This window comes from Streptococcus oralis (assembly GCF_018448765.2).
GTDB lineage: Bacteria > Bacillota > Bacilli > Lactobacillales > Streptococcaceae > Streptococcus > Streptococcus oralis_BM.
In genome coordinates, this window is sequence record NZ_JAHCMC020000001.1 from 790,775 (window position 1) to 815,745 (window position 24,971).

At 41.2% G+C, this 24,971-nt stretch carries 20 protein-coding genes and 1 other annotated feature; of the genes, 18 read left to right on the forward strand and 2 right to left on the reverse strand.

Going from position 1 to position 24,971, the window contains the following annotated elements:
* Positions 1-6 precede the first annotated feature (6 nt).
* The 17 genes from pepF (at position 7) to KIH88_RS03990 (ending at position 18,608) form a co-directional block, all read left to right on the forward strand.
* Positions 7-1,809, forward strand: coding sequence for an oligoendopeptidase F (gene pepF, locus KIH88_RS03910; RefSeq protein WP_213988462.1), 1,803 nt, complete (start codon positions 7-9; stop codon positions 1,807-1,809).
* Between the two features lies 1 nt (position 1,810).
* The gene (locus KIH88_RS03915) at positions 1,811-2,524 is read left to right on the forward strand and encodes an O-methyltransferase (RefSeq protein ID WP_213988463.1); all 714 of its coding nucleotides are present in this window, start codon (positions 1,811-1,813) and stop codon (positions 2,522-2,524) included.
* Positions 2,525-2,591: 67 nt separating this feature from the next.
* Complete coding sequence (gene prsA, locus KIH88_RS03920; RefSeq protein ID WP_213988464.1) at positions 2,592-3,533, forward strand: peptidylprolyl isomerase PrsA; 942 nt, start codon at positions 2,592-2,594, stop codon at positions 3,531-3,533.
* 188 nt (positions 3,534-3,721) lie between these two features.
* Positions 3,722-4,945 carry a cell division peptidoglycan polymerase FtsW gene (ftsW, locus tag KIH88_RS03925; RefSeq protein WP_213988465.1) on the forward strand — a complete coding sequence of 408 codons (1,224 nt, stop codon included), beginning with the start codon at positions 3,722-3,724 and terminating at the stop codon, positions 4,943-4,945.
* Positions 4,946-4,969: 24 nt separating this feature from the next.
* Positions 4,970-7,666 carry a phosphoenolpyruvate carboxylase gene (ppc, locus tag KIH88_RS03930; protein ID WP_212576369.1) on the forward strand — a complete coding sequence of 899 codons (2,697 nt, stop codon included), beginning with the start codon at positions 4,970-4,972 and terminating at the stop codon, positions 7,664-7,666.
* A 96-nt stretch (positions 7,667-7,762) separates the two neighbouring features.
* Positions 7,763-7,978, forward strand: a binding site (T-box leader).
* A 117-nt stretch (positions 7,979-8,095) separates the two neighbouring features.
* Positions 8,096-9,091 (forward strand): tryptophan ABC transporter substrate-binding protein, encoded by a 996-nt coding sequence (gene trpX, locus KIH88_RS03935; protein ID WP_213988466.1) that lies wholly within the window; start codon positions 8,096-8,098, stop codon positions 9,089-9,091.
* A gap of 65 nt (positions 9,092-9,156) precedes the next feature.
* Positions 9,157-10,023: an ABC transporter permease gene (locus KIH88_RS03940; RefSeq protein ID WP_213988467.1), complete on the forward strand. Its 867-nt coding sequence runs from the start codon at positions 9,157-9,159 to the stop codon at positions 10,021-10,023.
* Positions 10,020-10,778: an ABC transporter ATP-binding protein gene (locus KIH88_RS03945; protein ID WP_213988468.1), complete on the forward strand. Its 759-nt coding sequence runs from the start codon at positions 10,020-10,022 to the stop codon at positions 10,776-10,778. Before KIH88_RS03940 ends, KIH88_RS03945 begins: the two co-directional genes overlap by 4 nt.
* Before the next feature lie 195 nt (positions 10,779-10,973).
* A complete protein-coding gene (gene dnaG, locus KIH88_RS03950; RefSeq protein ID WP_225901060.1) occupies positions 10,974-12,734 on the forward strand; it encodes a DNA primase in 1,761 nt (586 codons plus the stop codon).
* A 2-nt stretch (positions 12,735-12,736) separates the two neighbouring features.
* On the forward strand, positions 12,737-13,846 hold the full coding sequence (rpoD, locus tag KIH88_RS03955) for an RNA polymerase sigma factor RpoD (protein WP_000201892.1): 1,110 nt from the start codon (positions 12,737-12,739) through the stop codon (positions 13,844-13,846).
* A 14-nt stretch (positions 13,847-13,860) separates the two neighbouring features.
* On the forward strand, positions 13,861-14,190 hold the full coding sequence (locus KIH88_RS03960; RefSeq protein ID WP_000331932.1) for a metal-sulfur cluster assembly factor: 330 nt from the start codon (positions 13,861-13,863) through the stop codon (positions 14,188-14,190).
* Between the two features lie 112 nt (positions 14,191-14,302).
* Complete coding sequence (locus tag KIH88_RS03965; protein WP_213988470.1) at positions 14,303-15,346, forward strand: glycosyltransferase family 4 protein; 1,044 nt, start codon at positions 14,303-14,305, stop codon at positions 15,344-15,346.
* A gap of 8 nt (positions 15,347-15,354) precedes the next feature.
* Positions 15,355-16,680: a glycosyltransferase family 4 protein gene (locus tag KIH88_RS03970; protein WP_213988471.1), complete on the forward strand. Its 1,326-nt coding sequence runs from the start codon at positions 15,355-15,357 to the stop codon at positions 16,678-16,680.
* Positions 16,681-16,700: 20 nt separating this feature from the next.
* Positions 16,701-16,889 (forward strand): PspC domain-containing protein, encoded by a 189-nt coding sequence (locus KIH88_RS03975; protein WP_213988472.1) that lies wholly within the window; start codon positions 16,701-16,703, stop codon positions 16,887-16,889.
* A 30-nt stretch (positions 16,890-16,919) separates the two neighbouring features.
* Positions 16,920-17,054 carry a DUF4044 domain-containing protein gene (locus tag KIH88_RS03980; RefSeq protein WP_000863851.1) on the forward strand — a complete coding sequence of 45 codons (135 nt, stop codon included), beginning with the start codon at positions 16,920-16,922 and terminating at the stop codon, positions 17,052-17,054.
* Positions 17,055-17,123: 69 nt separating this feature from the next.
* Positions 17,124-18,434 (forward strand): GTPase ObgE, encoded by a 1,311-nt coding sequence (gene obgE / locus KIH88_RS03985; protein ID WP_033584114.1) that lies wholly within the window; start codon positions 17,124-17,126, stop codon positions 18,432-18,434.
* A 9-nt stretch (positions 18,435-18,443) separates the two neighbouring features.
* Positions 18,444-18,608 (forward strand): hypothetical protein, encoded by a 165-nt coding sequence (locus KIH88_RS03990; protein WP_213988473.1) that lies wholly within the window; start codon positions 18,444-18,446, stop codon positions 18,606-18,608.
* A 35-nt stretch (positions 18,609-18,643) separates the two neighbouring features.
* Here KIH88_RS03990 and KIH88_RS03995 read toward each other — a convergent pair whose 3' ends face one another.
* Together KIH88_RS03995 and KIH88_RS04000 are read right to left on the reverse strand one after the other, a co-directional pair.
* Positions 18,644-19,114, reverse strand: a complete 471-nt coding sequence (locus tag KIH88_RS03995) for an arginine repressor (RefSeq protein ID WP_007519472.1) — start codon at positions 19,112-19,114, stop codon at positions 18,644-18,646.
* Between the two features lie 18 nt (positions 19,115-19,132).
* Positions 19,133-21,406 (reverse strand): Xaa-Pro dipeptidyl-peptidase, encoded by a 2,274-nt coding sequence (locus KIH88_RS04000; RefSeq protein ID WP_213988474.1) that lies wholly within the window; start codon positions 21,404-21,406, stop codon positions 19,133-19,135.
* 386 nt (positions 21,407-21,792) lie between these two features.
* Here KIH88_RS04000 and KIH88_RS04005 point away from each other — a divergent pair, with 386 nt between their 5' ends.
* Positions 21,793-24,894 carry a DNA polymerase III subunit alpha gene (locus KIH88_RS04005; protein ID WP_213988475.1) on the forward strand — a complete coding sequence of 1,034 codons (3,102 nt, stop codon included), beginning with the start codon at positions 21,793-21,795 and terminating at the stop codon, positions 24,892-24,894.
* Positions 24,895-24,971: the final 77 nt, after the last annotated feature.

Here is a 24,971-nt window from a genome sequence, read left to right on the forward strand (position 1 = left end):
AATCTTATGGTATTACAACGACATGAAATAAATGAAAAAGATACATGGGATCTTTCGACAATCTACCCAACAGATCAGGCTTGGGAAGAAGCCTTGAAAGAGTTAACTGAAAAAGTACAAACAGCATCCCAGTATGAGGGACATCTCTTGGACAGCGCAGACAGTTTGCTTGCGATCACAGAATTCTCACTTGACTTGGAACGCCAAGTTGAAAAGCTTTATGTCTATGCGCATATGAAAAATGACCAGGACACGCGTGAAGCCAAGTATCAAGAGTACTATGCTAAGGCAATGACCCTATACAGTCAGTTAGAACAAGCCTTTTCATTCTATGAACCTGAGTTTATGGAGATTAGCGAAGAGCAGTATGCGGCCTTCCTAGAAGCTCAACCAAAACTCCAAGTTTACAAGCACTTTTTTGACAAGCTCTTGCAAAAGAAAGACCATGTTCTTTCGCAACGTGAGGAAGAATTGCTTGCTGGAGCAGGAGAAATCTTTGGTTCTGCTAGTGAAACCTTCGCTATTTTGGACAATGCGGATATTAGCTTCCCATATGTCCTTGATGACGAAGGCAATGAAGTGCAACTCTCACACGGTACTTACATCCGTTTGATGGAGTCTAAAAACCGTGAAGTGCGTCGTGGTGCCTATGAAGCCCTTTATGCGACATATGAGCAATTCCAACACACTTATGCGAAGACTTTGCAGACAAATGTCAAGGTGCAAAACTACCGCGCAAAAGTTCGCAACTATAAGAGTGCTCGCCATGCAGCCCTCGCAGCAAACTTTGTTCCAGAGAGTGTCTATGACAATTTGGTAGCAGCAGTTCGCAAGCACTTGCCACTCTTGCATCGATACCTTAACCTTCGTTCTAAAATCTTGGGAATTTCCGACCTCAAGATGTACGATGTCTACACACCACTTTCTTCTGTAGATTATAGCTTTACCTACCAAGAAGCCTTGAAAAAGGCAGAAGAAGCTTTGGCAGTCTTGGGGGAGGATTACTTGAGCCGTGTCAAACGTGCCTTCAGTGAGCGTTGGATTGATGTCTATGAAAACCAAGGCAAGCGTTCTGGTGCCTACTCTGGTGGTTCTTATGATACCAATGCCTTCATGCTTTTAAACTGGCAGGACAATCTAGACAATCTCTTTACCCTTGTACACGAAACAGGTCACAGTATGCACTCTAGCTATACTCGTGAAACTCAGCCTTATGTTTACGGAGATTATTCTATCTTCTTGGCTGAGATTGCCTCAACGACCAATGAAAACATCTTGACAGAGAAATTGTTGGAAGAAGTAGAAGACGATGCGACACGCTTTGCTATTCTCAATAACTTCTTAGACGGTTTCCGTGGAACAGTTTTCCGTCAAACTCAATTCGCTGAGTTTGAACATGCTATCCACCAAGCAGATCAAAATGGAGAAGTCTTGACCAGTGATTTCCTCAATAAGCTCTACGCGGACTTGAACCAAGAGTACTACGGACTCAGCAAGGAAGACAACCCTCAGATCCAATACGAGTGGGCTCGCATTCCACACTTCTACTATAACTACTATGTTTATCAGTATTCAACAGGTTTTGCAGCTGCTTCAGCCTTGGCTGAAAAGATTGTCCATGGAAGTCAAGAAGATCGCGACCGCTATATCGACTACCTCAAGGCAGGTAAGTCAGACTATCCACTCAATGTCATGAGAAAAGCGGGTGTTGATATGGAAAAAGAAGACTATCTTAACGACGCCTTTGCAGTCTTTGAACGTCGCTTGAACGAGTTTGAAGCTCTTGTTGAAAAATTAGGACTAGCTTAAGATGGTAGAGTCTTATAGTAAAAATGCCAATCACAATATGCGTCGTCCCGTCGTCAAGGAAGAAATCGTAGAACTCATGCGCCAGCGTCAAAAGCAGGTGACTGGTTCTTTGAAAGAATTGGAAGCCTTCGCTCACAAGGAAAATATTCCCATCATTCCTCATGAAACAATTGCTTACTTTCGATTTCTCATGGAAAGTCTGCAGCCTAAGAATATTTTGGAAATTGGGACAGCTATCGGTTTTTCAGCTCTTTTGATGGCGGAGCATGCGCCAGATGCTAAGATTACAACCATTGACCGCAATCCTGAGATGATCGGCTTTGCCAAGGAAAACTTTGCCAAGTTTGACAGTCGTAAGCAAATCACCCTCTTAGAGGGAGATGCCGTCGATGTTTTGTCTAGCCTGACAGAAACTTATGACTTTGTCTTTATGGATTCGGCTAAGTCCAAGTACATCGTCTTTCTACCTGAAATCCTTAAACGACTTGAAGTTGGTGGAGTGGTTGTCTTGGATGATATTTTTCAAGGAGGAGATGTTGCAAAGGACATCATGGAAGTCCGCCGTGGTCAACGAACCATTTATCGTGGTTTGCAAAGACTTTTCGACGCAACTTTGGACAATCCAGGTCTAACGGCAACTCTAGTTCCTCTTGGTGATGGCATTCTCATGCTACGAAAGAATGTAGCAGATGTACAGCTACCTGATGATAAATGATTTTCAGAAAAATTTAAGAAATTATAGTAAAATAGATAAAGTAACACTTACCGTAAAAGGAGTAAACATGAAGAAAAAAATTATGGCAGGAGCCATCACACTTTTATCAGTAGCAACACTTGCAGCTTGTTCAAATAGTTCTGAAGGAAAAGATTTGATCAGCATGAAGGGTGATGTGATTACGGAGCATCAATTTTTTGAAGAAGTAAAGAATAATCCAACCGCGCAACAAGTCTTGCTTAATATGACCATTCAAAAAGTATTTGAAAAACAATATGGATCAGAAGTGACTGACAAAGATGTGGATGACGCCGTTGCTGAGGAACAAAAGAAATACGGCGATAGCTACAACAGTGTACTTCAACGGGCAGGTATGACTGCTGAAACTCGTAAAGCTCAAATTCGTACTAGCAAATTGGTTGAATTGGCAGTTAAGAAAGCTGCAGAGAGTGAATTGACAGATGAGGCTTACCAAAAGGCTTTTGAGTCTTATACACCAGATGTGACAGCTCAAATCATCCGTATGGATAATGAAGACAAGGCAAAAGAAGTGCTTGAAAAAGCCAAAGCAGAAGGTGCAGATTTTGCTCAGTTGGCGAAAGACAACTCTAACGACGACAAAACAAAAGAAAATGGTGGAGAAATCACTTTTGACTCTGCTTCAACAGAACTTCCAGAACAAGTCAAAAAAGCAGCCTTTGCCTTGGATGTGAACGGTGTTTCTGATGTGATTACGGCTACTGGAACACAAGCCTACAGCAATCAATTCTACATCGTTAAAGTAACGAAGAAGACGGAAAAATCTTCTAACTTAGAGGATTACAAAGAAAAATTGAAGACCATCATTTTGACTCAAAAACAAAATGATTCAGCCTTTGTTCAAGGAGTAATTGGTAAAGAATTGCAAGCAGCAAACATCAAGGTCAAAGATCAAGCCTTCCAAAACATCTTCACCCAATACATCGGTGGTGGTGACTCAAGCTCAAGCAGTAGCTCTTCATCTAACTAAACAATGAAAATACAAATCTCATTTGAGGTTTGTATTTTTTATGATTGAAGACAAAAAATAAGTAAAATTCGAAGGATTAAAGGATAATAGTTTTTTTCTTTCTGAAAAAGTGGTATAATAACAATCAAAACTAGAAAATAAAACGGAATTAGGGACAATCACCTCTGTTCCTATTAGAGTGGTGAAATATGAAAATTAGTAAAAGGCACCTACTAAACTATTCCATTTTGATTCCTTACTTCCTTTTATCGATTTTGGGGCTGATTGTGGTGTACTCGACAACGAGTGCAACCTTGATCGAAGAAGGAAAAAGCGCCTTTCAATTGGTGCGTAACCAGGGAATCTTCTGGGTAGCTAGTTTGATTCTGATTGCCTTAATCTATAAATTAAAATTAGGATTCTTAAGAAATGGTCGTCTCATCTTTATCGTAATGATTGTGGAGATGGTTCTTTTAGCTCTGGCGCGACTGGTCGGAACACCTGTCAATGGAGCATACGGATGGATCTCTGTAGGACCTGTAACGATTCAGCCTGCTGAGTACCTTAAGATTATCATCATCTGGTACCTGGCACATCGATTTTCAAAACAACAAGATGAGATTGCGGTTTATGACTTCCAGGTTTTGACACAGAATCAGTGGCTACCTCGAGCTTTTAACGACTGGCGTTTTGTTCTGCTGGTTCTGATTGGTAGCTTGGGGATCTTTCCTGACTTGGGAAATGCGACCATCTTGGTTTTGGTGGCGCTCATTATGTACACCGTTAGTGGAATCGCCTATCGTTGGTTCTCAACCATTCTAGCTCTCTTAGCAGGGAGTTCAATTTTAGTATTGTCCGTCATTCGTCTCGTTGGGGTTGAAAAATTTTCTCAGATACCGGTATTTGGTTACGTTGCTAAACGTTTTAGTGCCTTCTTTAATCCCTTTAATGACTTGGCGGGTGCAGGACACCAGCTTGCAAATTCCTACTATGCCATGGTTAATGGAGGCTGGTTCGGACTGGGATTGGGAAATTCTATCGAGAAGCGTGGTTATCTGCCGGAAGCCCATACGGATTTCGTCTTTTCGATTGTCATCGAAGAGTTTGGATTCGTAGGAGCGAGTATGATTTTGGCTTTACTCTTCTTCTTAATTTTGCGAATCATCTTGGTTGGTATTCGAGCTAAGGATCCCTTTAACTCCATGGTTGCTATCGGTGTCGGAGGGATGATTCTTGTCCAGGTCTTTGTCAATATCGGTGGGATTTCTGGTTTGATTCCTTCTACAGGGGTAACCTTCCCCTTCCTTTCACAAGGTGGCAACAGTCTCCTGGTATTATCCGTAGCCATTGCCCTTGTATTAAATATCGATGCCAGCGAGAAACGTGCTAAACTCATTAGAGAATACGAATCTCAAACTGTTGAAGGTCTGTAAGGATTGTATGGAAAGGAAAAATATATGTCTCTTCAGAAATTAGAAAACTATAGTAATAAAGCCGTCATCCAAGAAGAAGTCTTGATTTTGACAGAGCTACTAGAAGATATTACAAAAAATATGCTAGCGCCAGAGACCTTTGAAAAAATCATGCAGTTGAAGGAATTATCAACAAATGAAAACTATCAAGGGCTCAATGAACTGGTGACTAGCCTTTCCAATGAAGAAATGATTTACATTTCTCGTTATTTCTCTATCCTTCCACTCTTGATTAATATATCTGAGGATGTGGACTTAGCCTATAAAATTAACCACCAGAACAATGTGGACCAAGACTATCTAGGGAAATTGTCTACAACCATAAAGATGGTAGCTGAAAAAGAAAATGCAGCTGAAATTTTAGAAAAGTTAAATGTCGTTCCTGTCTTGACCGCCCATCCAACGCAAGTACAACGCAAGAGTATGCTGGACTTGACCAACCATATCCATACTCTTTTGCGCAAGTATCGTGATGTCAAACTAGGTTTGATTAATAAAGAAAAATGGAACATGGATCTCCGTCGTTACATTGAAATTATCATGCAAACAGACATGATTCGTGAGAAGAAATTGAAGGTAACCAACGAAATCACCAACGTGATGGAGTACTATCAAAGTTCATTCCTGAATGCTGTGCCACGTTTGACGGCTGAATATAAGAAACTAGCTAAAGAACAAGGAATTGAGCTCCAACATCCAAAACCAATTACTATGGGGATGTGGATTGGAGGAGACCGCGATGGAAATCCTTTCGTAACAGCGGAAACCCTCAACAAATCAGCCTTGACTCAGTGCGAAGTCATCATGAACTACTACGATGAAAAGATTTATAATCTTTATCGTGAATTTTCACTTTCAACCAGTATCGTGAATGTCAGTGATAAGGTCCGCGAGATGGCGCTTAAGTCACAAGATAACTCCATTTACCGCGAAAAAGAACTCTATCGTCGTGCTCTTTTTGATATCCAAGCTAAGATGCAGGCAACTAAGGCTTATTTGATTGAAGACAAGGATCTTCAGCCTAGATATGCTACTGCAGATGAATTTTATCAAGACTTGTTGGCCATTCGAGATTCTCTCCTTGAGAACAAAGGAGAATACCTGATTTCAGGAGAATTTGTTGAACTGATGCAAGCCGTTGAAATCTTTGGTTTCTACCTTGCTTCTATCGATATGCGCCAAGACTCTAGTGTTCATGAAGCCTGTGTGGCTGAATTGTTAGCATCTGCTGGCATCAACGACCATTATAGCGATCTATCTGAAGACGAAAAATGTGCCCTCCTCTTAAAAGAGTTGGAAGAAGATCCTCGTATCCTCTCTGCTACTCATGCTGAAAAGTCAGAACTGCTTGAGAAAGAATTGTCTATCTTCAAAACTGCTCGCAAGTTGAAGGATAAACTGGGGGAAAATGTCATTCGCCAAACCATCATCTCTCACGCGACAAGTGTATCTGATATGCTAGAATTAGCCATTATGCTCAAAGAAGTAGGCTTGGTTGATGCTCAAAAAGCGCGCGTTCAGATTGTTCCCCTCTTTGAAACGATTGAAGACTTGGATCACTCGGAAGAAACCATGAGAAGATACTTCTCTCTTCCATTGGCTAAAAAATGGATTGCTTCAAAAGACAACTACCAAGAAATCATGCTTGGGTACTCTGATAGTAACAAGGATGGTGGTTATCTATCATCATGTTGGACACTCTACAAAGCTCAACAACAACTGACTGCTATCGGGGATGAATTTGGCGTTAAGGTCACCTTCTTCCATGGACGTGGTGGTACTGTTGGTCGAGGTGGTGGTCCAACTTATGAAGCCATCACATCTCAACCGCTCAAGTCTATCAAGGACCGTATCCGTCTGACTGAGCAAGGAGAAGTCATTGGAAACAAATACGGTAATAAAGATGCTGCCTATTATAACCTTGAAATGTTGGTTTCTGCAGCCATTAACCGTATGATTACCAAGAAGAAGAGCGATACCAACACGTCAAATCGTTATGAAGCTGTTATGGATCAAGTGGTGGACCGTAGCTACGATATCTACCGTGATTTGGTCTTTGGAAATGAACATTTCTATGACTATTTCTTCGAGTCAAGCCCAATCAAGGCTATTTCAAGCTTCAATATCGGTTCGCGTCCAGCAGCTCGTAAGACCATCACTGAAATCGGTGGTCTACGTGCCATCCCTTGGGTCTTCTCATGGTCACAAAGTCGTGTCATGTTCCCTGGATGGTATGGTGTGGGATCAAGCTTTAAAGAGTTTATAGATCAAGATCCGAAGAATATCGAGTTTCTTCGTGACATGTACCAAAACTGGCCTTTCTTCCAATCTTTGCTTTCCAATGTAGACATGGTCTTATCTAAGTCTAACATGAACATTGCTTTTGAATATGCCAAGCTCTGTGAAGATGAAGAAGTGCAGGCTATCTACTACACTATTTTAGATGAATGGCAGTTGACTAAGGACGTTATTCTAGCTATAGAAGGTTATGACGAACTCTTGGCAGAAAACTCTTACCTAAAAGACAGTCTAAACTATCGTATGCCTTACTTTAATATCCTTAACTACATCCAGTTGGAGTTGATCAAACGCCAACGTCGCGGTGAATTGTCAGCTGACGAAGAAAAACTGATCCATACAACTATTAACGGTATTGCAACTGGTTTGCGTAATTCAGGCTGATATTCTACAAACTTCCTCTTTTTTCAAGGGGAAGTTTTTGAATTGTTTAAAAAATTCTAAAAATAAGCTTGACAAGTAATTGAAAAATGATATAATTTAAACATTCAGAAAGTAATCATTGAAGTTTTTTAGAGAGTCTGTGGTTGGTGAAAGCAGATAGATGAAAGTGATGAAATTGGGCTGAATGCACTTAAGAATTTGAAATCATAAAAATTCGGTGAGCACACCTTACAGTGCAACTCGTGAATGCGAGAAAGAGCGATAGGGATATTCCCTATAATTGAGGTGGCACCGCGCATTGACGTCCTCACACAAGTTTTTTGTGTGAGGACTTTTTCTATGAGGAGGAAAGATATTGGAATTCAAACGATGGCGTCGCTTGTTTTGAGTGAAAAGAGTATTATACAAGTGATTTAAAAGGAGAAAAGTATGAAAAATAAACGTTTAATCGGAATTATCGCTGGATTAGCAGTATTGGTAGTGGCTAGCTTGATTTATTCATCCCTGAACAAACCAGCAGCTAAGGTGGAGCAAAAGGTTGCGAAGGTTGGTGTTCTTCAATTTGTTAGCCATCCATCCTTGGATTTGATTTACCAAGGAATTCAAGACGGACTTGCTGAAGAAGGCTATAAGGATGACCAAGTAAAAATAGACTTTATGAACTCTGAAGGCGATCAGAGCAAGGTTGCAACCATGAGTAAACAATTGGTGGCAAATGGAAATGACGTTGTTGTTGGGATTGCAACACCAGCTGCTCAAGGACTTGCAAGTGCTACTAAAGACCTACCCGTTATCATGGCGGCTGTAACTGATCCAATTGGTGCTAACTTGGTTAAAGATTTGAAAAAACCAGGTGGCAACATTACAGGAGTATCAGACCACAACCCAGCAGAACAACAAGTGGAACTCATTAAAATCCTCACACCAAATGTCAAAACAATTGGCGCTCTCTACTCAAGCAGTGAAGACAACTCAAAATCACAAGTTGAGGAATTCAAGGCTTATGCTGAAAAAGCAGGTTTGACAGTCGAAACCTTTGCCGTTCCTTCCACTAACGAAATTGCTTCAACAGTTAATGTCATGACAAGCAAGGTCGATGCGATTTGGGTTCCAATTGACAACACCATTGCATCCGCATTCTCAACAGTTGTTTCAAGCAACCAGACGGCTAAAAAACCAATCTACCCAAGTGCTACTGCCATGGTAGAAGCAGGTGGATTAGCATCTGTAGTAGTTGACCAACACGATCTTGGAGTGGCTACTGGTAAAATGATTGCCAAAGTTTTGAAAGGTGAAAAACCAGCTGATACGCCAGTTAATGTCTTTTCAACTGGTAAGTCAGTGATTAATAAAAAACTAGCGCAGGAACTTGGTATCACCATTCCTGAGTCTGTTCTAAAAGAAGCAGGACAAGTGATTGAATAAAGATAAAGGAGGAGTTGGACACATCTCCTCCCATTTTTACTAAAGAAAGAAATGAGTGAAAGATTATGATAGTATCCATTATTTCCCAGGGGATGGTCTGGGCGATTTTAGGTTTGGGAATCTTTATGACTTTTCGAATTTTGAATTTCCCTGATATGACTACTGAAGGTTCTTTTCCTCTTGGGGGAGCAGTAGCTGTAACCTTGATAACACAGGGAGTCAACCCATTTTTAGCAACCCTAGCCGCAGTAGGAGCGGGCTGTCTAGCTGGAATGGCGACAGGTCTCTTATATACCAAAGGAAAAATCCCAACTCTCTTATCAGGGATTTTAGTCATGACTTCCTGCCATTCCATCATGCTCATGATTATGGGACGTGCCAATCTGGGGCTTCTTGGAACCAAGCAAATTCAGGATGTCTTTCCTTTTGATTCAGATCTTAACCAACTCCTGACTGGATTAATCTTTGTAGCTCTTGTTATTGGCCTTATGCTCTTTTTCCTTGATACCAAACTAGGTCAGGCTTACATCGCTACAGGTGACAATCCCGATATGGCTCGTAGCTTTGGTATCAATACAGGACGAATGGAACTTATGGGCTTGGTTCTCTCAAATGGGATCATCGCACTTGCAGGAGCCTTAATTGCTCAACAAGAAGGATACGCGGATGTTTCTCGAGGAATCGGCGTGATTGTCGTAGGGCTTGCTAGCTTGATTATTGGTGAGGTTTTGTTCAAGAGTTTGAGCTTGGCAGAGCGACTCATGACCATCGTTGTAGGGTCTATTGCTTATCAGTTCCTCGTCTGGGGAGTGATTGCTCTTGGGTTTAATACAAGTTATCTTCGTTTGTACAGCGCCTTGATTTTGGCAGTTTGCCTTATGATTCCAACCTTCAAAAGCAAATACCTGAAAGGAGTCAAGTTTAGCAAATGACAGCAATTGTAGAATTAAAAAATGCCACCAAAGTCATCACGAATGGCTTTGACGAGGAAAAAATCATTCTGAATGATGTTTCTCTTGAGATTTTTGAACATGATTTCATTACCATCCTAGGTGGAAATGGAGCTGGAAAGTCAACTCTTTTTAACACTATTGCAGGTACCTTGCCTTTAACAAGTGGAAGTATCCGTATCATGGGCGAGGATGTGACGCATTTTTCACCAGAAAAGCGAGCTAAGTACTTGTCTCGTGTCTTTCAGGATCCTAAGATGGGTACGGCTCCCCGTATGACGGTGGCGGAAAATCTCTTGATTGCCAAGTTTCGTGGTGAGAAGAGAGGGCTTCTTCCTAGAAGGCTATCAAGCTATAGAGAAGAGTTTCAGGCTACCATTGAAAAGGTTGGAAATGGTCTTGAAAAACATCTGGACACTCCGATTGAATTTCTATCAGGTGGTCAACGTCAGGCCCTAAGTCTTTTGATGGCAACCTTAAAGCGACCAGAGTTGCTCTTGTTGGATGAACACACAGCAGCCCTTGACCCAAAGACCAGCGTGGCTTTAATGGCACTAACGGATGAATTTGTCACAAAAGATAAGCTGACTGCCCTCATGATTACCCACCATATGGAAGACGCCCTCAAGTATGGAAATCGTCTGATTGTCATGAAGGAAGGCCGTATCATCCAAGACCTCAATAAAGAAGAAAAAGCTAAGATGAAGATCTCAGACTATTATCAATTATTTGAATAGATGAGTTAAATAATCATCAAAAATAGTGAATAAAAGCTTAGAAGCCTGAAAGTGTTTCTGAGTTTTTTATCTTCCATTTTAATATGGAAAAATATAGCAAAGAGAATTCCGGAAAGCGTATGAAATGGTTTACTTTTTTTCAGAAATAAGCTATACTAGTTAACGTAAAACTATGATAAGATGGAGGTGTTGTGTATGGTTGACAAGCAAGTTATTGAAGAAATCAAAAACAATGCCAACATTGTGGAAGTCATAGGTGACGTGATTTCTTTACAAAAGGCTGGACGGAACTATTTAGGGCTCTGTCCTTTTCATGGTGAGAAGACCCCTTCTTTCAACGTTGTGGAAGACAAGCAGTTTTATCACTGTTTCGGATGTGGTCGTTCAGGAGATGTTTTTAAGTTCATCGAAGAGTACCAAGGTGTGTCCTTTATGGAAGCTGTTCAGCTCTTAGGGGAGCGCGTCGGTATTCAATTAGCCATGTCTGTCCAGTCTCGTCCTCAACAGGCTTCGCCTCATCAAGCTCTATATGATATGCATGAAGAAGCTGCACGCTTTTACCATGCAATCCTCATGACAACCAAGATGGGAGAAGAAGCAAGGGCTTATCTCTACAAACGTGGATTGACGGATGATGTTCTGAAACACTTTCAGATTGGACTGGCTCCAGCCGAGAGAAACTATCTTTACCAACGTTTATCTGGCAAGTTTGAAGAAAAGGATTTATTGGATTCGGGCTTGTTTTACTTGTCAGATGGCAATCAGTTTTATGATACTTTTTTCGGACGGATCATCTTTCCTTTGACCAATGATAAGGGGCAGGTTATTGCATTTTCAGGTCGTATCTGGCAAGAAACGGATAGTCAGACTGCCAAGTACAAAAATAGTCGTTCGACTGCAATTTTTAACAAGAGTTATGAATTGTATCATTTGGACAAGGCAAAAAAGGGAACAGGGAAGATCACAGAGCTCTATCTGATGGAAGGCTTCATGGATGTGATTGCAGCCTACCGTGCTGGTATAGAAAATGCTGTGGCTTCTATGGGGACAGCCTTAAGTAAGGAGCATGTTGACCACCTCAAACGCTTTACCAAAAAAATTGTTCTTAGCTATGATGGCGACAAGGCAGGACAGGCAGCAACAGCCAAGGCACTAGAGGAGTTAAAAGATTTCTCAGTGGAGGTTGTTCGAGTACCTGATGCCATGGACCCTGATGAGTATTTACAAAAGAATTCTGCTGAAGATCTGGCCTACCTCTTAACCAAGACACGTATCAGTCCCATAGAGTTCTATATTCACCAGCTCAAGCCTGAGAATAGTGATAACTTGCAAGCACAAATCGAGTTCATTGAAAAGATTGCGCCCCTAATCGCCAAAGAAAAGTCTATCACTGCCCAGAATTCCTACATTCATATTCTGGCGGATAATCTCCCTTCTTTTGATTACCAGCAGGTGGAGCAGATTGTAAATGAAAGTCGCATTGTCCAAAGGCAGGAAAGAGTTAAAGAGGAGCAACCTCCAGCAGCGATTAGTTTACCTGTAACGCGGCAACTGACAGCAGTCATGAGAGCAGAGGCTCATCTCCTCTATAGAATGGCTGAGAACCCAGTTGTGTTAAATGACTATCGATTAAGAGAAGATTTTTTCTTTGATACCCCAGAATTTCAGATTCTTTACGAATTATTAAGTGAGCAGGGAGAAATCGGCTCAGAGGAGCTTTCTCATCAGACGCCTGAGGTTGAAAATGCTTGGTACCACGTGCTTAGCCTGAATTTGCCAGCTGAGATGTCGCCTCAGGAGCTCGCGGAAGTCGAAGAAACTCGAAACCGTGCCCTCCTCAGCAAGGACAACTTACGAATTAAAAAGAAAGTGCAGGAAGCTAGTCATGTAGGAGATACAGACACAGCCTTGGAAGAATTGCAACGATTGATTTCCCAGAAGAGAAGAATGGAGTAATAATGGCAACAAAACAAAAAGAAGTAACCACATTTGATGTGCAAGTAGCAGACTTTATCCGTAACCACAAAAAAACAGGAACAGCAACAGACGACGAAATCAATTCAAGTCTGGTTATTCCTTTTACCCTGGATGCAGATGGCATTGAAGACCTTTTGCAACGGATTCAGGATGCTGGAATTTCTATCACAGATAACGAAGGAAATCCAAGTGCGCGTGTGCTTAGTGCAGAAGAAGAACCAGAACTCAGTGATGAGGACTTGATTGGCTCAACTTCAGCCAAGGTTAATGACCCTGTCCGTATGTATTTGAAGGAAATCGGGGTTGTTCCTCTCTTGACCAACGAAGAGGAAAAAGAATTGGCACTTGCAGTTGAGGCTGGTGATATCGAAGCCAAACAACGTCTAGCGGAAGCCAACCTTCGTTTGGTGGTTTCCATCGCTAAACGCTATGTAGGACGTGGCATGCAGTTTCTTGATTTGATTCAAGAAGGAAACATGGGCTTGATGAAGGCCGTGGATAAGTTTGACTATTCAAAAGGATTTAAGTTTTCTACGTATGCAACTTGGTGGATTCGTCAGGCGATTACTCGTGCCATCGCTGATCAGGCGCGTACTATTCGTATCCCTGTCCACATGGTGGAAACCATTAACAAGCTTGTCCGTGAACAGCGTAATCTCCTTCAAGAATTGGGTCAAGATCCGACACCTGAACAAATCGCTGAGCGTATGGATATGACACCTGACAAGGTCCGTGAAATCCTAAAAATCGCTCAAGAACCAGTATCACTTGAAACACCGATTGGTGAAGAGGACGATAGCCATCTTGGGGACTTTATCGAAGACGAAGTGATTGAAAATCCAGTAGACTACACAACTCGTATCGTTTTGCGTGAGCAGTTGGATGAAGTCTTGGATACTCTCACAGACCGTGAAGAAAACGTCTTGCGCTTGCGCTTCGGGCTAGATGATGGGAAAATGCGTACTCTTGAAGATGTTGGTAAAGTCTTTAACGTGACTCGTGAACGTATCCGTCAGATTGAGGCTAAGGCTTTGAGAAAATTGCGTCAACCAAGTCGCAGCAAACCGCTTCGTGATTTTATTGAAGACTAAGAGTGAGGAATAACATGGCTTATACAGAAGAGCAAATTGAAACGATCAAAACACGCATTTTAAATGCTTTGGAAGAAGTCATCGACCCTGAGTTGGGGATTGATATTGTCAACCTAGGTTTGATTTATGAAATTCGTTTTGATGGTGAGACAGGTCACACTGAAATTGATATGACCTTGACAACTATGGGGTGCCCACTGGCTGACCTCTTAACAGACCAGATACACGATGCGATGACAGAGGTTCCTGAGGTAACCAATACCGAAGTTAAATTGGTCTGGTATCCAGCTTGGACGGTTGAAAAAATGAGCCGATACGCGCGTATCGCCCTAGGAATTAAATAAAGACTAAAAAAATGAGAGAGACGATTGGAAAATAAGGTAATTTTATCCTTTTTCCTTTGGTCTCTTCTTTTTTTTGCTGATTTTCTGGAAATAACATGGTATAATGAAAGGTATGGAAAACGAAAAATTGCGTATTAATATGCTAAGTTCAAGTGAAAAAGTGGCTGGTCAAGGAGTATCAGGAGCCTACCGTGAATTGGTGAGTCTCCTTCATCGTGATGCCAAAGATCAGTTGATTGTTACGGAGAATCTTCCTGTAGAGGCAGATGTAACCCACTTTCACACCATTGATTTCCCTTATTATTTATCCACATTTCAAAAGAAACGCTCTGGGAGAAAAGTTGGCTATGTGCATTTCTTACCTGAGACACTCGAAGGGAGTTTGAAAATTCCATTTTTCCTAAAAGGAATTGTCAAACGCTATGTTTTTTCCTTTTACAATCGGATGGAACACTTGGTGGTGGTTAATCCCATGTTTATCGAGGATCTAGTTGCTGCGGGTATTCCACGAGAAAAAATAACTTATATTCCCAATTTTGTAAATAAAGAAAAATGGCATCCATTACCAGCTGAACAAGTTGCACAACTTTGTGAAGAAATGGAACTCGCCAAAGATCAGTTTGTCGTGGTTGGTGCGGGTCAGGTTCAGAAACGAAAAGGGATAGATGACTTTATCCGTCTTGCTGAAGAATTGCCAGAAATTACCTTTATCTGGGCTGGTGGTTTTTCATTTGGTGGAATAACAGATGGTTATGAACGCTATAAGAAGATTATGGACAATCCACCTAAAAATCTAATTTTCCCAGGTATTGTGTCACCGGAGAGGATGCGGGAACTGTATGCTTTAGCTGATTTGTTCTTACTACCTAGCTATAATGAACTATTCCCTATGACCATCTTAGAGGCAGCTAGTTGCGAGGCTCCTATTATGTTAAGGGATTTGGACCTGTATAAGGTCATTCTTGAGGGAGATTATCGTGCTACAAGTGATGTCTTTGAGATGAGAGAAGCAATCCTAGAATATAAAGAAAATCCTGAAGCGTTGAAAGAATTGAAAGAAAAAGCTAAAAGGATATCCAAGCAGTATTCAGAAGAGCGTTTACTGGGAATTTGGTTAAAATTTTATCGGGAACAGGCTGCTCTAGGTAAAAAGTGAGGTAATCTATGCGAATTGGTTTATTTACAGACACCTATTTTCCTCAGGTTTCCGGGGTTGCGACCAGTATTCGAACCTTGAAGACAGAGCTTGAGAAGCAAGGCCATGCAGTTTTTATCTTTACAACAACAGATAAAGATGTGAACCGCTACGAGGATTGGCAAATTATTCGAATTCCGAGTGTTCCTTTCTTTGCATTTAAAGATCGACGATTTGCCTATCGAGGTTTTACAAAGGCACTTGAAATCGCCAAGCAGTATCAGCTCGATATCATTCACACCCAGACAGAATTTTCACTTGGATTATTAGGGATTTGGATTGCACGAGAATTGAGAATTCCTGTTATCCATACTTACCATACCCAGTACGAAGACTATGTACATTACATTGCTAAGGGGATGTTGATTCGTCCAAGTATGGTAAAATATCTGGTACGTGGTTTCCTTCGTGATGTAGATGGAGTAATCTGTCCTAGCGAGATTGTTCGGGACCTTTTATCTAAATACAAAGTCAAGGTTGAAAAACGTGTCATTCCAACCGGAATTGATCTAGCTAAGTTTGAACGACCTGAGATTAAAGAGGAAAACTTGCAAGAACTTCGTTCGAAGTTAGGTATTCAGGAAGACGAGAAAATGTTACTGAGTCTTTCTCGTATCTCCTTTGAGAAGAATATCCAAGCAGTCCTAGATGCTTTTGCTGAAGTATTGAAAGAAGAAGACAAGGTGAAGCTGGTCGTTGCTGGAGACGGTCCTTATCTGGACAGTTTGAAAGAGCAAGCAGTGAAATTAAACCTGCAAAAACATGTGATTTTTACAGGTATGATTGCTCCAAGCGAGACAGCCCTATACTATAAGGCTGCAGATTTCTTCATCTCTGCCTCTACGAGTGAAACTCAGGGATTAACTTATCTAGAGAGTTTAGCTAGTGGAACGCCTGTCATTGCTCATGGCAATCCCTATCTTGATAACCTGATCAGTGACAAAATGTTTGGAACCCTCTACTATGGAGAACAGGAGTTAGCAGGGGCCATCTTTGAAGCCTTAATCGCTACTCCGGATATGTCTGAACAAAAGTTGGCGGATAAGTTGTACGAAATTTCGGCTGAGAACTTTGGAAAACGAGTACATGAGTTTTACCTTGATGCCATTATCTCAAATAACTTTGAACATGAATTACATGATGGGAAACCTGCCAGTCAGCGCTTTTTGAAAACGATTTTATATCTACCCCAACAGGCTGTTACAAGTCCAGTAAAAGAGTCTAAGCGTATTTTGCGGGCTTCTCGGAAGCAATTATCCAGCATCAGAGATTATTGGAAAGATGAATTCAAATAATAGAATAAGAGGAAAATATTATGAAAAAATTAATGCGAAGTGGAAAAAACCAAATAATTGGTGGAGTCTGTGCAGGAGTTGCCCATTATTTTGATATTGACCCAACAATTGTTCGTGTTGTTTGGGGTGTTCTTGCATTTTGTTATGGAGCAGGAATCCTTGTTTACATCATTTTATGGGTGGTTGCACCGGTTTCGACAGACTATTAATTTAGAATTATAAAGTTAAAAGGAGAAGTTATGGCTTTTGGAGATAATGGAAAACGTAAAAAAACATTGTTTGAGAAAGTGACACTTGTTGTCGTGCTCATCATGTTGTTTGTAACCCTTGCTGGTATCTTTGCAACTGCGCTTGGAGCTTTTAGCAGATTCTAAGCAAGCTAAGAGGATAGAAACAATAACTAATGACTGGGTTCTCCCAGCCTTTTTAAAGTGAGAAGAAATATGAGTATGTTTTTAGATACAGCCAAGATCAAGGTCAAGGCTGGTAATGGTGGCGATGGCATGGTTGCTTTTCGCCGTGAAAAATATGTCCCTAATGGCGGTCCTTGGGGTGGTGATGGTGGACGTGGAGGTAATGTTGTTTTCGTGGTAGACGAAGGCTTGCGTACCTTGATGGATTTCCGCTATAACCGTCATTTCAAGGCTGATTCCGGTGAAAAAGGGATGACCAAAGGAATGCACGGACGTGGTGCAGAAGACCTTCGTGTTCGTGTGCCACAGGGAACTACTGTACGTGATGCAGAAACAGGTAAAGTCATTACAGACTTGATTGCACATGGTCAAGAATTTATCGTGGCTCATGGCGGTCGAGGTGGTCGTGGGAATATCCGTTTTGCAACACCAAAAAATCCTGCACCTGAAATCTCTGAGAATGGAGAGCCAGGTCAAGAACGTGAGTTACAACTGGAATTGAAAATCTTAGCAGATGTTGGTCTAGTCGGTTTCCCATCTGTCGGCAAGTCAACTTTGCTTAGTGTCATCACTTCAGCTAAGCCAAAAATCGGTGCTTACCACTTTACGACCATTGTGCCTAATCTAGGGATGGTCCGTACGCAGTCAGGTGAATCTTTTGCAGTAGCAGATCTTCCTGGTTTGATTGAAGGGGCCAGTCAAGGGGTTGGTCTTGGAACCCAGTTTCTTCGTCATATCGAACGTACTCGAGTTATCCTCCATGTCATCGATATGTCAGCTAGCGAAGGACGTGATCCTTATGAGGATTACCTTGCTATCAATAAGGAATTAGAATCCTACAACCTTCGTCTCATGGAACGTCCGCAGATCATCGTGGCCAACAAGATGGATATGCCTGAAAGTCAGGAAAATCTGAAAACTTTCAAGGAAAAGTTAGCAGCAAACTACGACGAGTTTGAGGAACTTCCAGCTATCTTCCCAATTTCTGGTCTGACCAAGCAAGGTTTGGCAACTCTTTTGGATGCGACAGCTGAATTGTTAGACAAGACTCCAGAATTCCCGATTTATGATGAATCCGATATGGAAGAAGAGGCGTACTACGGCTTTGACGAGGAAGAAAAGGCCTTTGAGATTAGTCGTGATGATGATGCTACATGGGTACTTTCTGGTGAGAAACTCATGAAACTCTTTAACATGACCAACTTTGACCGTGACGAATCAGTTATGAAATTTGCCCGCCAGCTTCGTGGTATGGGGGTTGATGAAGCCCTTCGTGCGCGTGGTGCCAAAGATGGTGATTTGGTTCGCATCGGTAAATTTGAATTTGAATTTGTAGACTAGGAGATTGATATGGGAGATAAACCGATATCATTCCGAGATGCAGATGGAAATTTTGTTTCTGCAGCAGATGTGTGGAATGAAAAGAAACTAGAAGAATTGTTTAATCGTCTCAACCCTAAACGTGCCCTTCGATTGGCACGTACAAAGAAAAAAGAAACACAGTCCAAGAAATAAAAAATTCCCGTGATCTTTTGATCACGGGATTTGTGTTATTCACCAAAGAAAAATGGTGGTGCATATTTTTTAAGACTTTCAAAACAAGCTTGCGCTTTTGTAGCATCCTCACAGATAATCATGCAGACATCATCTCCACAAAGCGTTGCAATGACATCTGGAAAGTCCAAGGAATCAATTACAGATCCAAATGATTGGGCTAAACCAGGTAAAGTTTTCAAAATAACTTGGTGTTGGACAGGACGCAACATAACAAGAGCATCTTCCATATAATTTTCTAGACGTTTTTCCCACTTGGAGATAGAGCCTGTATTTAACACGTAGTAAGAATTATCTTCTTCGCGAACTTTTGAAAGGTTCATGGTTTTGATATCGCGTGATAAGGTAGCCTGTGTAACTTGGATATCGTTTTCGGCTAACAAGGCTTGCAATTCCGCTTGGGTATGGATTTTATTTTTTGAAACGAGGGCACGAATAAGTTGGTGTCTGTGTTCAGATTTGTTCATAAGTGTTAATAGCTCCTTTTATGAGGGAATAGTGATAGTAGACTGTGCTGAATCAACAGTCAAGTGATAGTCTGTATTATCTCGAATTGTAATCTCAAAGTCTGTTGTGTAGAGGACTAAGCGGAGAATGTCTCCTTCCTTAAGTTTGTAAATAGTTGGTTGAAGCTCTAGCTTGAAGTCCATCCATTCATTTGGTTGGATTTCTTCGATTGTTAAGAGATGATCTCGGTTTTGAAGATTGAGGTAGCCTTTAGTGATGACACGTTGAGCACTTGGATTGAATGGCAGTTCACAGAGATTTTCTAACATGTGGTAACGACCATTGTCAATTGTTCGGACTGATTGAACTGTTGGATAGGGTTGAAGGTACTTCTGTTGTCCTAGTTGGAGGAGTTGGGCAGACAATAAGCCCTTGTTTGTACTTGATTTAACACGAAGTTTCAGCTCCACTCGCCCATTTAAGTGAATGTCTTGACTTACTGGAAGGTCAATGGTGATTTGATTGGCTTTTCCTTGGTAAAGTTCTGTGTTGAAGGTTTGGTAAGTCTTGCCATAACGCTCAAAATCTTTTTGATCATACTGGTTTTGAATTATTTTTTCTTCAGTTCCAAGTGGGAAAGTATGCAGTTTATTCTGTTTGCCAAAGTCGTCAAGGCTCTGCCATGTTTGCGGTGCAGTATTGTCCTGCCAGATGACAGTAGGGAGTTGATAGCATGAGTCAAGTCCTAACAATTTCTTACTTAACAAGGCATTCATGGATTCGCGGAAGTCAATTGACTGCCAATTGTTCATATAGACATGGGCACCATGATGGAAAAAGAGGTGCTTATTGATATGAGTTGGAAGAGCATGAAACATCTGGTAAACATGAAGAGGTTTGACGTTCCAATCTTGAGAACCATGCGTAAAGACGACCTCAGCTTGAACCTTATGAGCATTGAGCAGATAGTTGCGGTTATGCCAAAACTGATTGTAGTCACCAGTCTTGCGATCGAGTTTCTCTTTAACCTTCTCTAAGTCTGCCTGATGAGCTTCATTAGCGCGGATATAGTCACCGGCTAGGAGGTTACGGGAGTAGGTCAATTCAGCAAGTGAGTCAAAATCCTCACCTGGATAGCCTCCTGGGCTGGTCACCAAACCATTTTCACGATAGTAGTTGTACCAAGAGGAAATTCCTGCTTCAGCGATAATCACTTCCAGGCCATCAACACCAGTGGTGGCAAGACCATTGGACATGGTGCCTAGATAGGAAATTCCTGTTGTTGCGACTTTTCCGTTTGACCAGTCGGCCTTGACTTGGCGTCTGCGTGTGTGATCCGTGAAAGCCCGGCAACGACCATTAAGCCAGTCAATCACGTTTTTATATGCTTCAATTTGATGGTAGTCCCCATTAGTCATGAGACCTTGGGAATCCCTAGTACCAACACCCGATACATAGAGATTGGCAAATCCTCGTGGGAGGAAGTAGTCGTTGAGGGTATATGAGCTATTGATATGAGCTAACTTTTCTTCAGTTTCAGAGACGAGTTCAGCTTGGCCGAGAGGCTCGACTAAATTCAGCTTAGGCTCCTCAAGCTCAATGGTGTGGGCAGGTTTGACCTCAAGTTCTCCTTCCATTTTGTAGAGAGCTTTATCGCTAGCTTTGACGTTGGTCCCTTGGTGATAAGGGCTGGCAGTCATAACTGAAGGAATCTGTCCATTATAACGTGGGCGAATAATGCTGACCTTGACTAAGTCAGGGAGACCGTCTTTATCAGTATCCACACGACTTTCGACATACACGACTTCACGAATGACATCATGAGTAGAGAAGGTTGCCAAGCTCTTACCGTTAAAGTAGTGGTAGTGATTGTCTTCTAAAATGAGTCCGTCACTAACAAGTTGGTCGATGAGCGTATTTCCTTTTTTAGTTCGTGTATTGAGTAACTGATAAAGATTTTCGATGAGATCTCCATAAACAATAGGAAATCCAGTTTCTTTACGAAATTGTTCGGCGTCCTCAAAGTCAACAAGATAGTTAAACCCTAAAAGTTGAAAAACTACCGTGTAGAAAACATCAGCAGTTAAATCACGCTCTGATTGGAAAAAAGTTAATAGATCTGTTTCGTTATCCGCGGCCAAAGTGGATAAGGCATAATCCGTGTTAGAATAAGTGAAAAAACTCCAACGGATGAAGTCTTCAAATTGCTTTTTTAAGGGCAGTTGAGGTGACAATTCCAGACCAAGACTTGCTAGTTCATCTAATTGTTGAGAACTAGTGGTCGGAAGATAGCTAAATTGATTAAAACGCATGGTTCTCTCCTTTGAAAACAGACTGAATTTATTATATCAAAAAATAAGGAAAAATGGAATAAATAAACTTTAATGCAAGAAATTTCGTGAAGCGGAATACCTATTTAGTAAGTTATTATAAAATGATGAATAAATACTATAATAAAAAGCCCCTTCTTAGAATTTTTTATATGTGAAATTGCATATAGAGTCCGGCTTTATTATACTTTACTTAGTATAAAAATGTCTAAAATGATATTCAAATCCATCTTATGATATTAAAAATTAAAGGGGAGAAAGACGGAGAGGTTGTAAATGCTGATGTTGAAAAGAAAGCATCCGAGTTGCTTCAATATCCAACTTAAAATGGTATAATAGTAGTAAAACGAAAGCAAGGAGGAGAAGAAATGATTTCGCAGCTCGACACCAAGACTGTTTATAGTTTTATGGAAAGTGTGGTTTCGATTGAAAAATATGTACAAACAGCTAAAGAGTATGGCTATTCTCACCTTGCTATTATGGATGTGGATAATCTCTATGGAGCCTATCATTTTCTAGAAGTGACTCGTAAGTATGGCATCCAACCTTTAATTGGTCTTGAAATGACCTTGATCAAAGATGAGGAGAATATTTCTCTTCGTTTTCTAGCCCTATCCACTAAAGGCTATCAAGAGTTGATGAAGTTATCCACTTTAAAAATGACTGGACGGAAAAATTGGTCTGACTTCACCTCCCACCTCGAAGATGTGGCCATTATTGTTCCTTATTTTAATGGGGTCGAACAACTGGATTTGGGGCATGATTATTTTATCGGTGTTAGTCCAGATACTCCTCAAGAAGTCTTTACCAGACCGATTCTTCCACTCTATCAGGTCAACTCTTTTGAAAAAGAAGACCTACAAGTTTTGCAAATCTTGTCAGCAGTCAAGGACAATGTCAGCCTAAGAGAAGTGGATTTGCATTCACAACAAGGGATTTTTTTACCTGCTTCAGGTTTAGAAGCTCGATTTAAAAATCGCTTCTCTCAGGCACTTGCCAATCTTCAAGGTTTGATAGAGAATGTTAGCTACCAACTTGATCCAAGTTTAAAACTTCCTCGCTTTAATCCTGAAAGACCAGCGGTCGAAGAACTTCGAGAGAGGGCTGAGCAAGGTTTGAGTGACAAGGGGCTAACCTCAGCTATTTATCATGAGCGACTAAATGAAGAATTAGCTGTGATTCATGATATGGGCTTTGACGACTATTTCCTTGTAGTTTGGGATTTGCTCCGTTTTGGACGTTCCCAAGGATATTATATGGGAATGGGGCGTGGTTCTGCGGTTGGTAGTCTGGTGGCTTACTCACTTGATATCACAGGGATTGATCCGGTTGAAAAGAACTTGATTTTCGAGCGCTTTTTAAATCGTGAGCGCTACACCATGCCCGATATCGATATCGACATTCCTGACCTCTATAGACCAGAGTTCATTCGCTATGTTCGTGATCGGTATGGTAGTCAACATGTGGCACAGATTGTCACTTATTCGACCTTTGGAGCAAAACAAGCGATTCGTGATGTTTTCAAACGCTATGGCGTTCCAGAGTACGAATTAACCAATATTACGAAAAAAATCAGTTTTCGAGATACGCTAACGACAGCCTATGAAAAGAATTTGCAGTTTAGGCAGATTATCAATAGCAAGATTGAATACCAAAAAGCTTTTGAGATTGCTCGAAAGATTGAAGGGTATCCTCGTCAGACCTCTATCCATGCCGCTGGGGTCGTTATGAGTGACCAAGATCTGACAGACTATATCCCGCTCAAATACGGTGAGGATATGCTGATCACCCAATATGATGCACATGCAGTTGAAGCTAATGGCCTTTTAAAAATGGATTTTCTAGGTCTGCGTAACTTGACTTTTGTCCAAAAAATGCAGGAATTACTTGCTGAGTCAGAGGGTGTTCATCTGAAAATCGAAGAGATTGATTTGGAAGACAAAGAAACTCTGGCCCTTTTTGCTTCTGGAAATACCAAGGGGATTTTCCAATTTGAACAACCTGGCGCCATTCGACTCTTGAAACGGGTCAAACCACAAGTCTTCGAAGAAGTGGTAGCAACGACATCCCTCAATAGACCAGGGGCTAGCGATTATATTGATAACTTTGTGGCTCGGAAGCACGGCAAAGAAAAGGTGTCGGTGTTGGACCCAGCCCTGGAGGATGTTCTGTCATCAACTTATGGTATCATGCTCTATCAAGAACAGGTCATGCAGGTTGCTCAGCGATTTGGAGGCTTCAGTCTTGGTAAAGCTGACATTCTCAGACGAGCCATGGGTAAGAAAAATGCTAAAGAGATGCATTTGATGAAGGAAGATTTTATCACGGGAGCTATGAAATTGGGGCATACAGAAGAAAAGGCCAACCAAGTTTTTGCAGTGATGGAAAAGTTTGCCGGCTACGGATTTAACCGATCCCACGCATATGCCTACTCAGCCCTAGCTTTCCAGCTTGCTTATTTCAAGACACACTATACTGCAATTTTCTTCCAAGTCATGTTGAATTATTCTAGCAGTGATTACATTGTAGATGCATTGCAGATGGGCTTTGAAGTAGCGCCTTTAGCAATCAACAGTATTCCCTATCATGATAAGATTACCCAGAAGAGAATCTATCTTGGTCTAAAAGCCATTAAGGGACTACCGAGAGATTTGTCTTACTGGATCATCGAAAATCGTCCTTTTTCAAGTGTGGAAGATTTCGTCACACGTCTTCCCAAGAATTACAAGAAACTGTCGCTTTTGACGCCTTTGGTTGAACTAGGGCTTTTTGATGAATTTGACAAGAATCGCCAGAAAATATTAGTGAACCTACCAAACTTATTTGTTTTTGTTGAGGAGTTAGGTGGACTCTTTGCGGATACAAACTATAGTTGGACTGAAGCTGATGATTTTACTGAGGCGGAGAAATTTTACAAGGAGCAGGAACTGATTGGGGTAGGTATCAGTGCCCATCCTCTCCAAACTCTTGCCAAACAAGCCATTTATCCGACGGTGTCAATTGCTAATCTTACTGAGGGAGCTCAAGCTACTCTCCTAGTTGAAGTTCAAAAACTAAAAGTGATTCGAACCAAGAAGGGCGAGAACATGGCTTTCCTACAGGTTCATGACAGTAAGTCTCGGATGGATGTGACTGTATTTTCAGATCAATATAGAAAATTCGCCCCCATCCTCTCCGAAGGGAAATTTTACTATATCAATGGGAAGGTTCAATCTCGAGATGGTCGTCTGCAAATGATTGCACAAGATTTGAAAGAAGCAGTAGCGGAACGATTCTGGATCCAAGTTAAAAATCATGAATACGATAAAGAGATTTCAAATATCCTAGAACAATACAAAGGCCCAATTCCTGTGATTATCAGGTATGAAGAGGAGCAAAAAACAGTTGTTTCTACACGGCATTTTGTAAAAAAAGAGCCTGCTTTACAGGAGAAATTAAAGGAAATTACCATGAAAACGATTTATCGCTAAAAATACGAAAAATAGAAGAATTTTCGATTTAAATGTGGTATAATCAGTAAGAATGTTAAAAGGAAAAGGAGCAAAAA

What these genes read in the sequence shown, in the direction of transcription:
- pepF (WP_213988462.1), top strand. Translation starts at nt 7, where the DNA reads ATGGTATTACAACGACATGAAATAAATGAAAAAGATACATGGGATCTT.
- KIH88_RS03915 (WP_213988463.1), top strand. Translation starts at nt 1,811, where the DNA reads ATGGTAGAGTCTTATAGTAAAAATGCCAATCACAATATGCGTCGTCCC.
- prsA (WP_213988464.1), top strand. Translation starts at nt 2,592, where the DNA reads ATGAAGAAAAAAATTATGGCAGGAGCCATCACACTTTTATCAGTAGCA.
- ftsW (WP_213988465.1), top strand. Translation starts at nt 3,722, where the DNA reads ATGAAAATTAGTAAAAGGCACCTACTAAACTATTCCATTTTGATTCCT.
- ppc (WP_212576369.1), top strand. Translation starts at nt 4,970, where the DNA reads ATGTCTCTTCAGAAATTAGAAAACTATAGTAATAAAGCCGTCATCCAA.
- trpX (WP_213988466.1), top strand. Translation starts at nt 8,096, where the DNA reads ATGAAAAATAAACGTTTAATCGGAATTATCGCTGGATTAGCAGTATTG.
- KIH88_RS03940 (WP_213988467.1), top strand. Translation starts at nt 9,157, where the DNA reads ATGATAGTATCCATTATTTCCCAGGGGATGGTCTGGGCGATTTTAGGT.
- KIH88_RS03945 (WP_213988468.1), top strand. Translation starts at nt 10,020, where the DNA reads ATGACAGCAATTGTAGAATTAAAAAATGCCACCAAAGTCATCACGAAT.
- dnaG (WP_225901060.1), top strand. Translation starts at nt 10,974, where the DNA reads ATGGTTGACAAGCAAGTTATTGAAGAAATCAAAAACAATGCCAACATT.
- rpoD (WP_000201892.1), top strand. Translation starts at nt 12,737, where the DNA reads ATGGCAACAAAACAAAAAGAAGTAACCACATTTGATGTGCAAGTAGCA.
- KIH88_RS03960 (WP_000331932.1), top strand. Translation starts at nt 13,861, where the DNA reads ATGGCTTATACAGAAGAGCAAATTGAAACGATCAAAACACGCATTTTA.
- KIH88_RS03965 (WP_213988470.1), top strand. Translation starts at nt 14,303, where the DNA reads ATGGAAAACGAAAAATTGCGTATTAATATGCTAAGTTCAAGTGAAAAA.
- KIH88_RS03970 (WP_213988471.1), top strand. Translation starts at nt 15,355, where the DNA reads ATGCGAATTGGTTTATTTACAGACACCTATTTTCCTCAGGTTTCCGGG.
- KIH88_RS03975 (WP_213988472.1), top strand. Translation starts at nt 16,701, where the DNA reads ATGAAAAAATTAATGCGAAGTGGAAAAAACCAAATAATTGGTGGAGTC.
- KIH88_RS03980 (WP_000863851.1), top strand. Translation starts at nt 16,920, where the DNA reads ATGGCTTTTGGAGATAATGGAAAACGTAAAAAAACATTGTTTGAGAAA.
- obgE (WP_033584114.1), top strand. Translation starts at nt 17,124, where the DNA reads ATGAGTATGTTTTTAGATACAGCCAAGATCAAGGTCAAGGCTGGTAAT.
- KIH88_RS03990 (WP_213988473.1), top strand. Translation starts at nt 18,444, where the DNA reads ATGGGAGATAAACCGATATCATTCCGAGATGCAGATGGAAATTTTGTT.
- KIH88_RS03995 (WP_007519472.1), bottom strand. Translation starts at nt 19,114, where the DNA reads ATGAACAAATCTGAACACAGACACCAACTTATTCGTGCCCTCGTTTCA.
- KIH88_RS04000 (WP_213988474.1), bottom strand. Translation starts at nt 21,406, where the DNA reads ATGCGTTTTAATCAATTTAGCTATCTTCCGACCACTAGTTCTCAACAA.
- KIH88_RS04005 (WP_213988475.1), top strand. Translation starts at nt 21,793, where the DNA reads ATGATTTCGCAGCTCGACACCAAGACTGTTTATAGTTTTATGGAAAGT.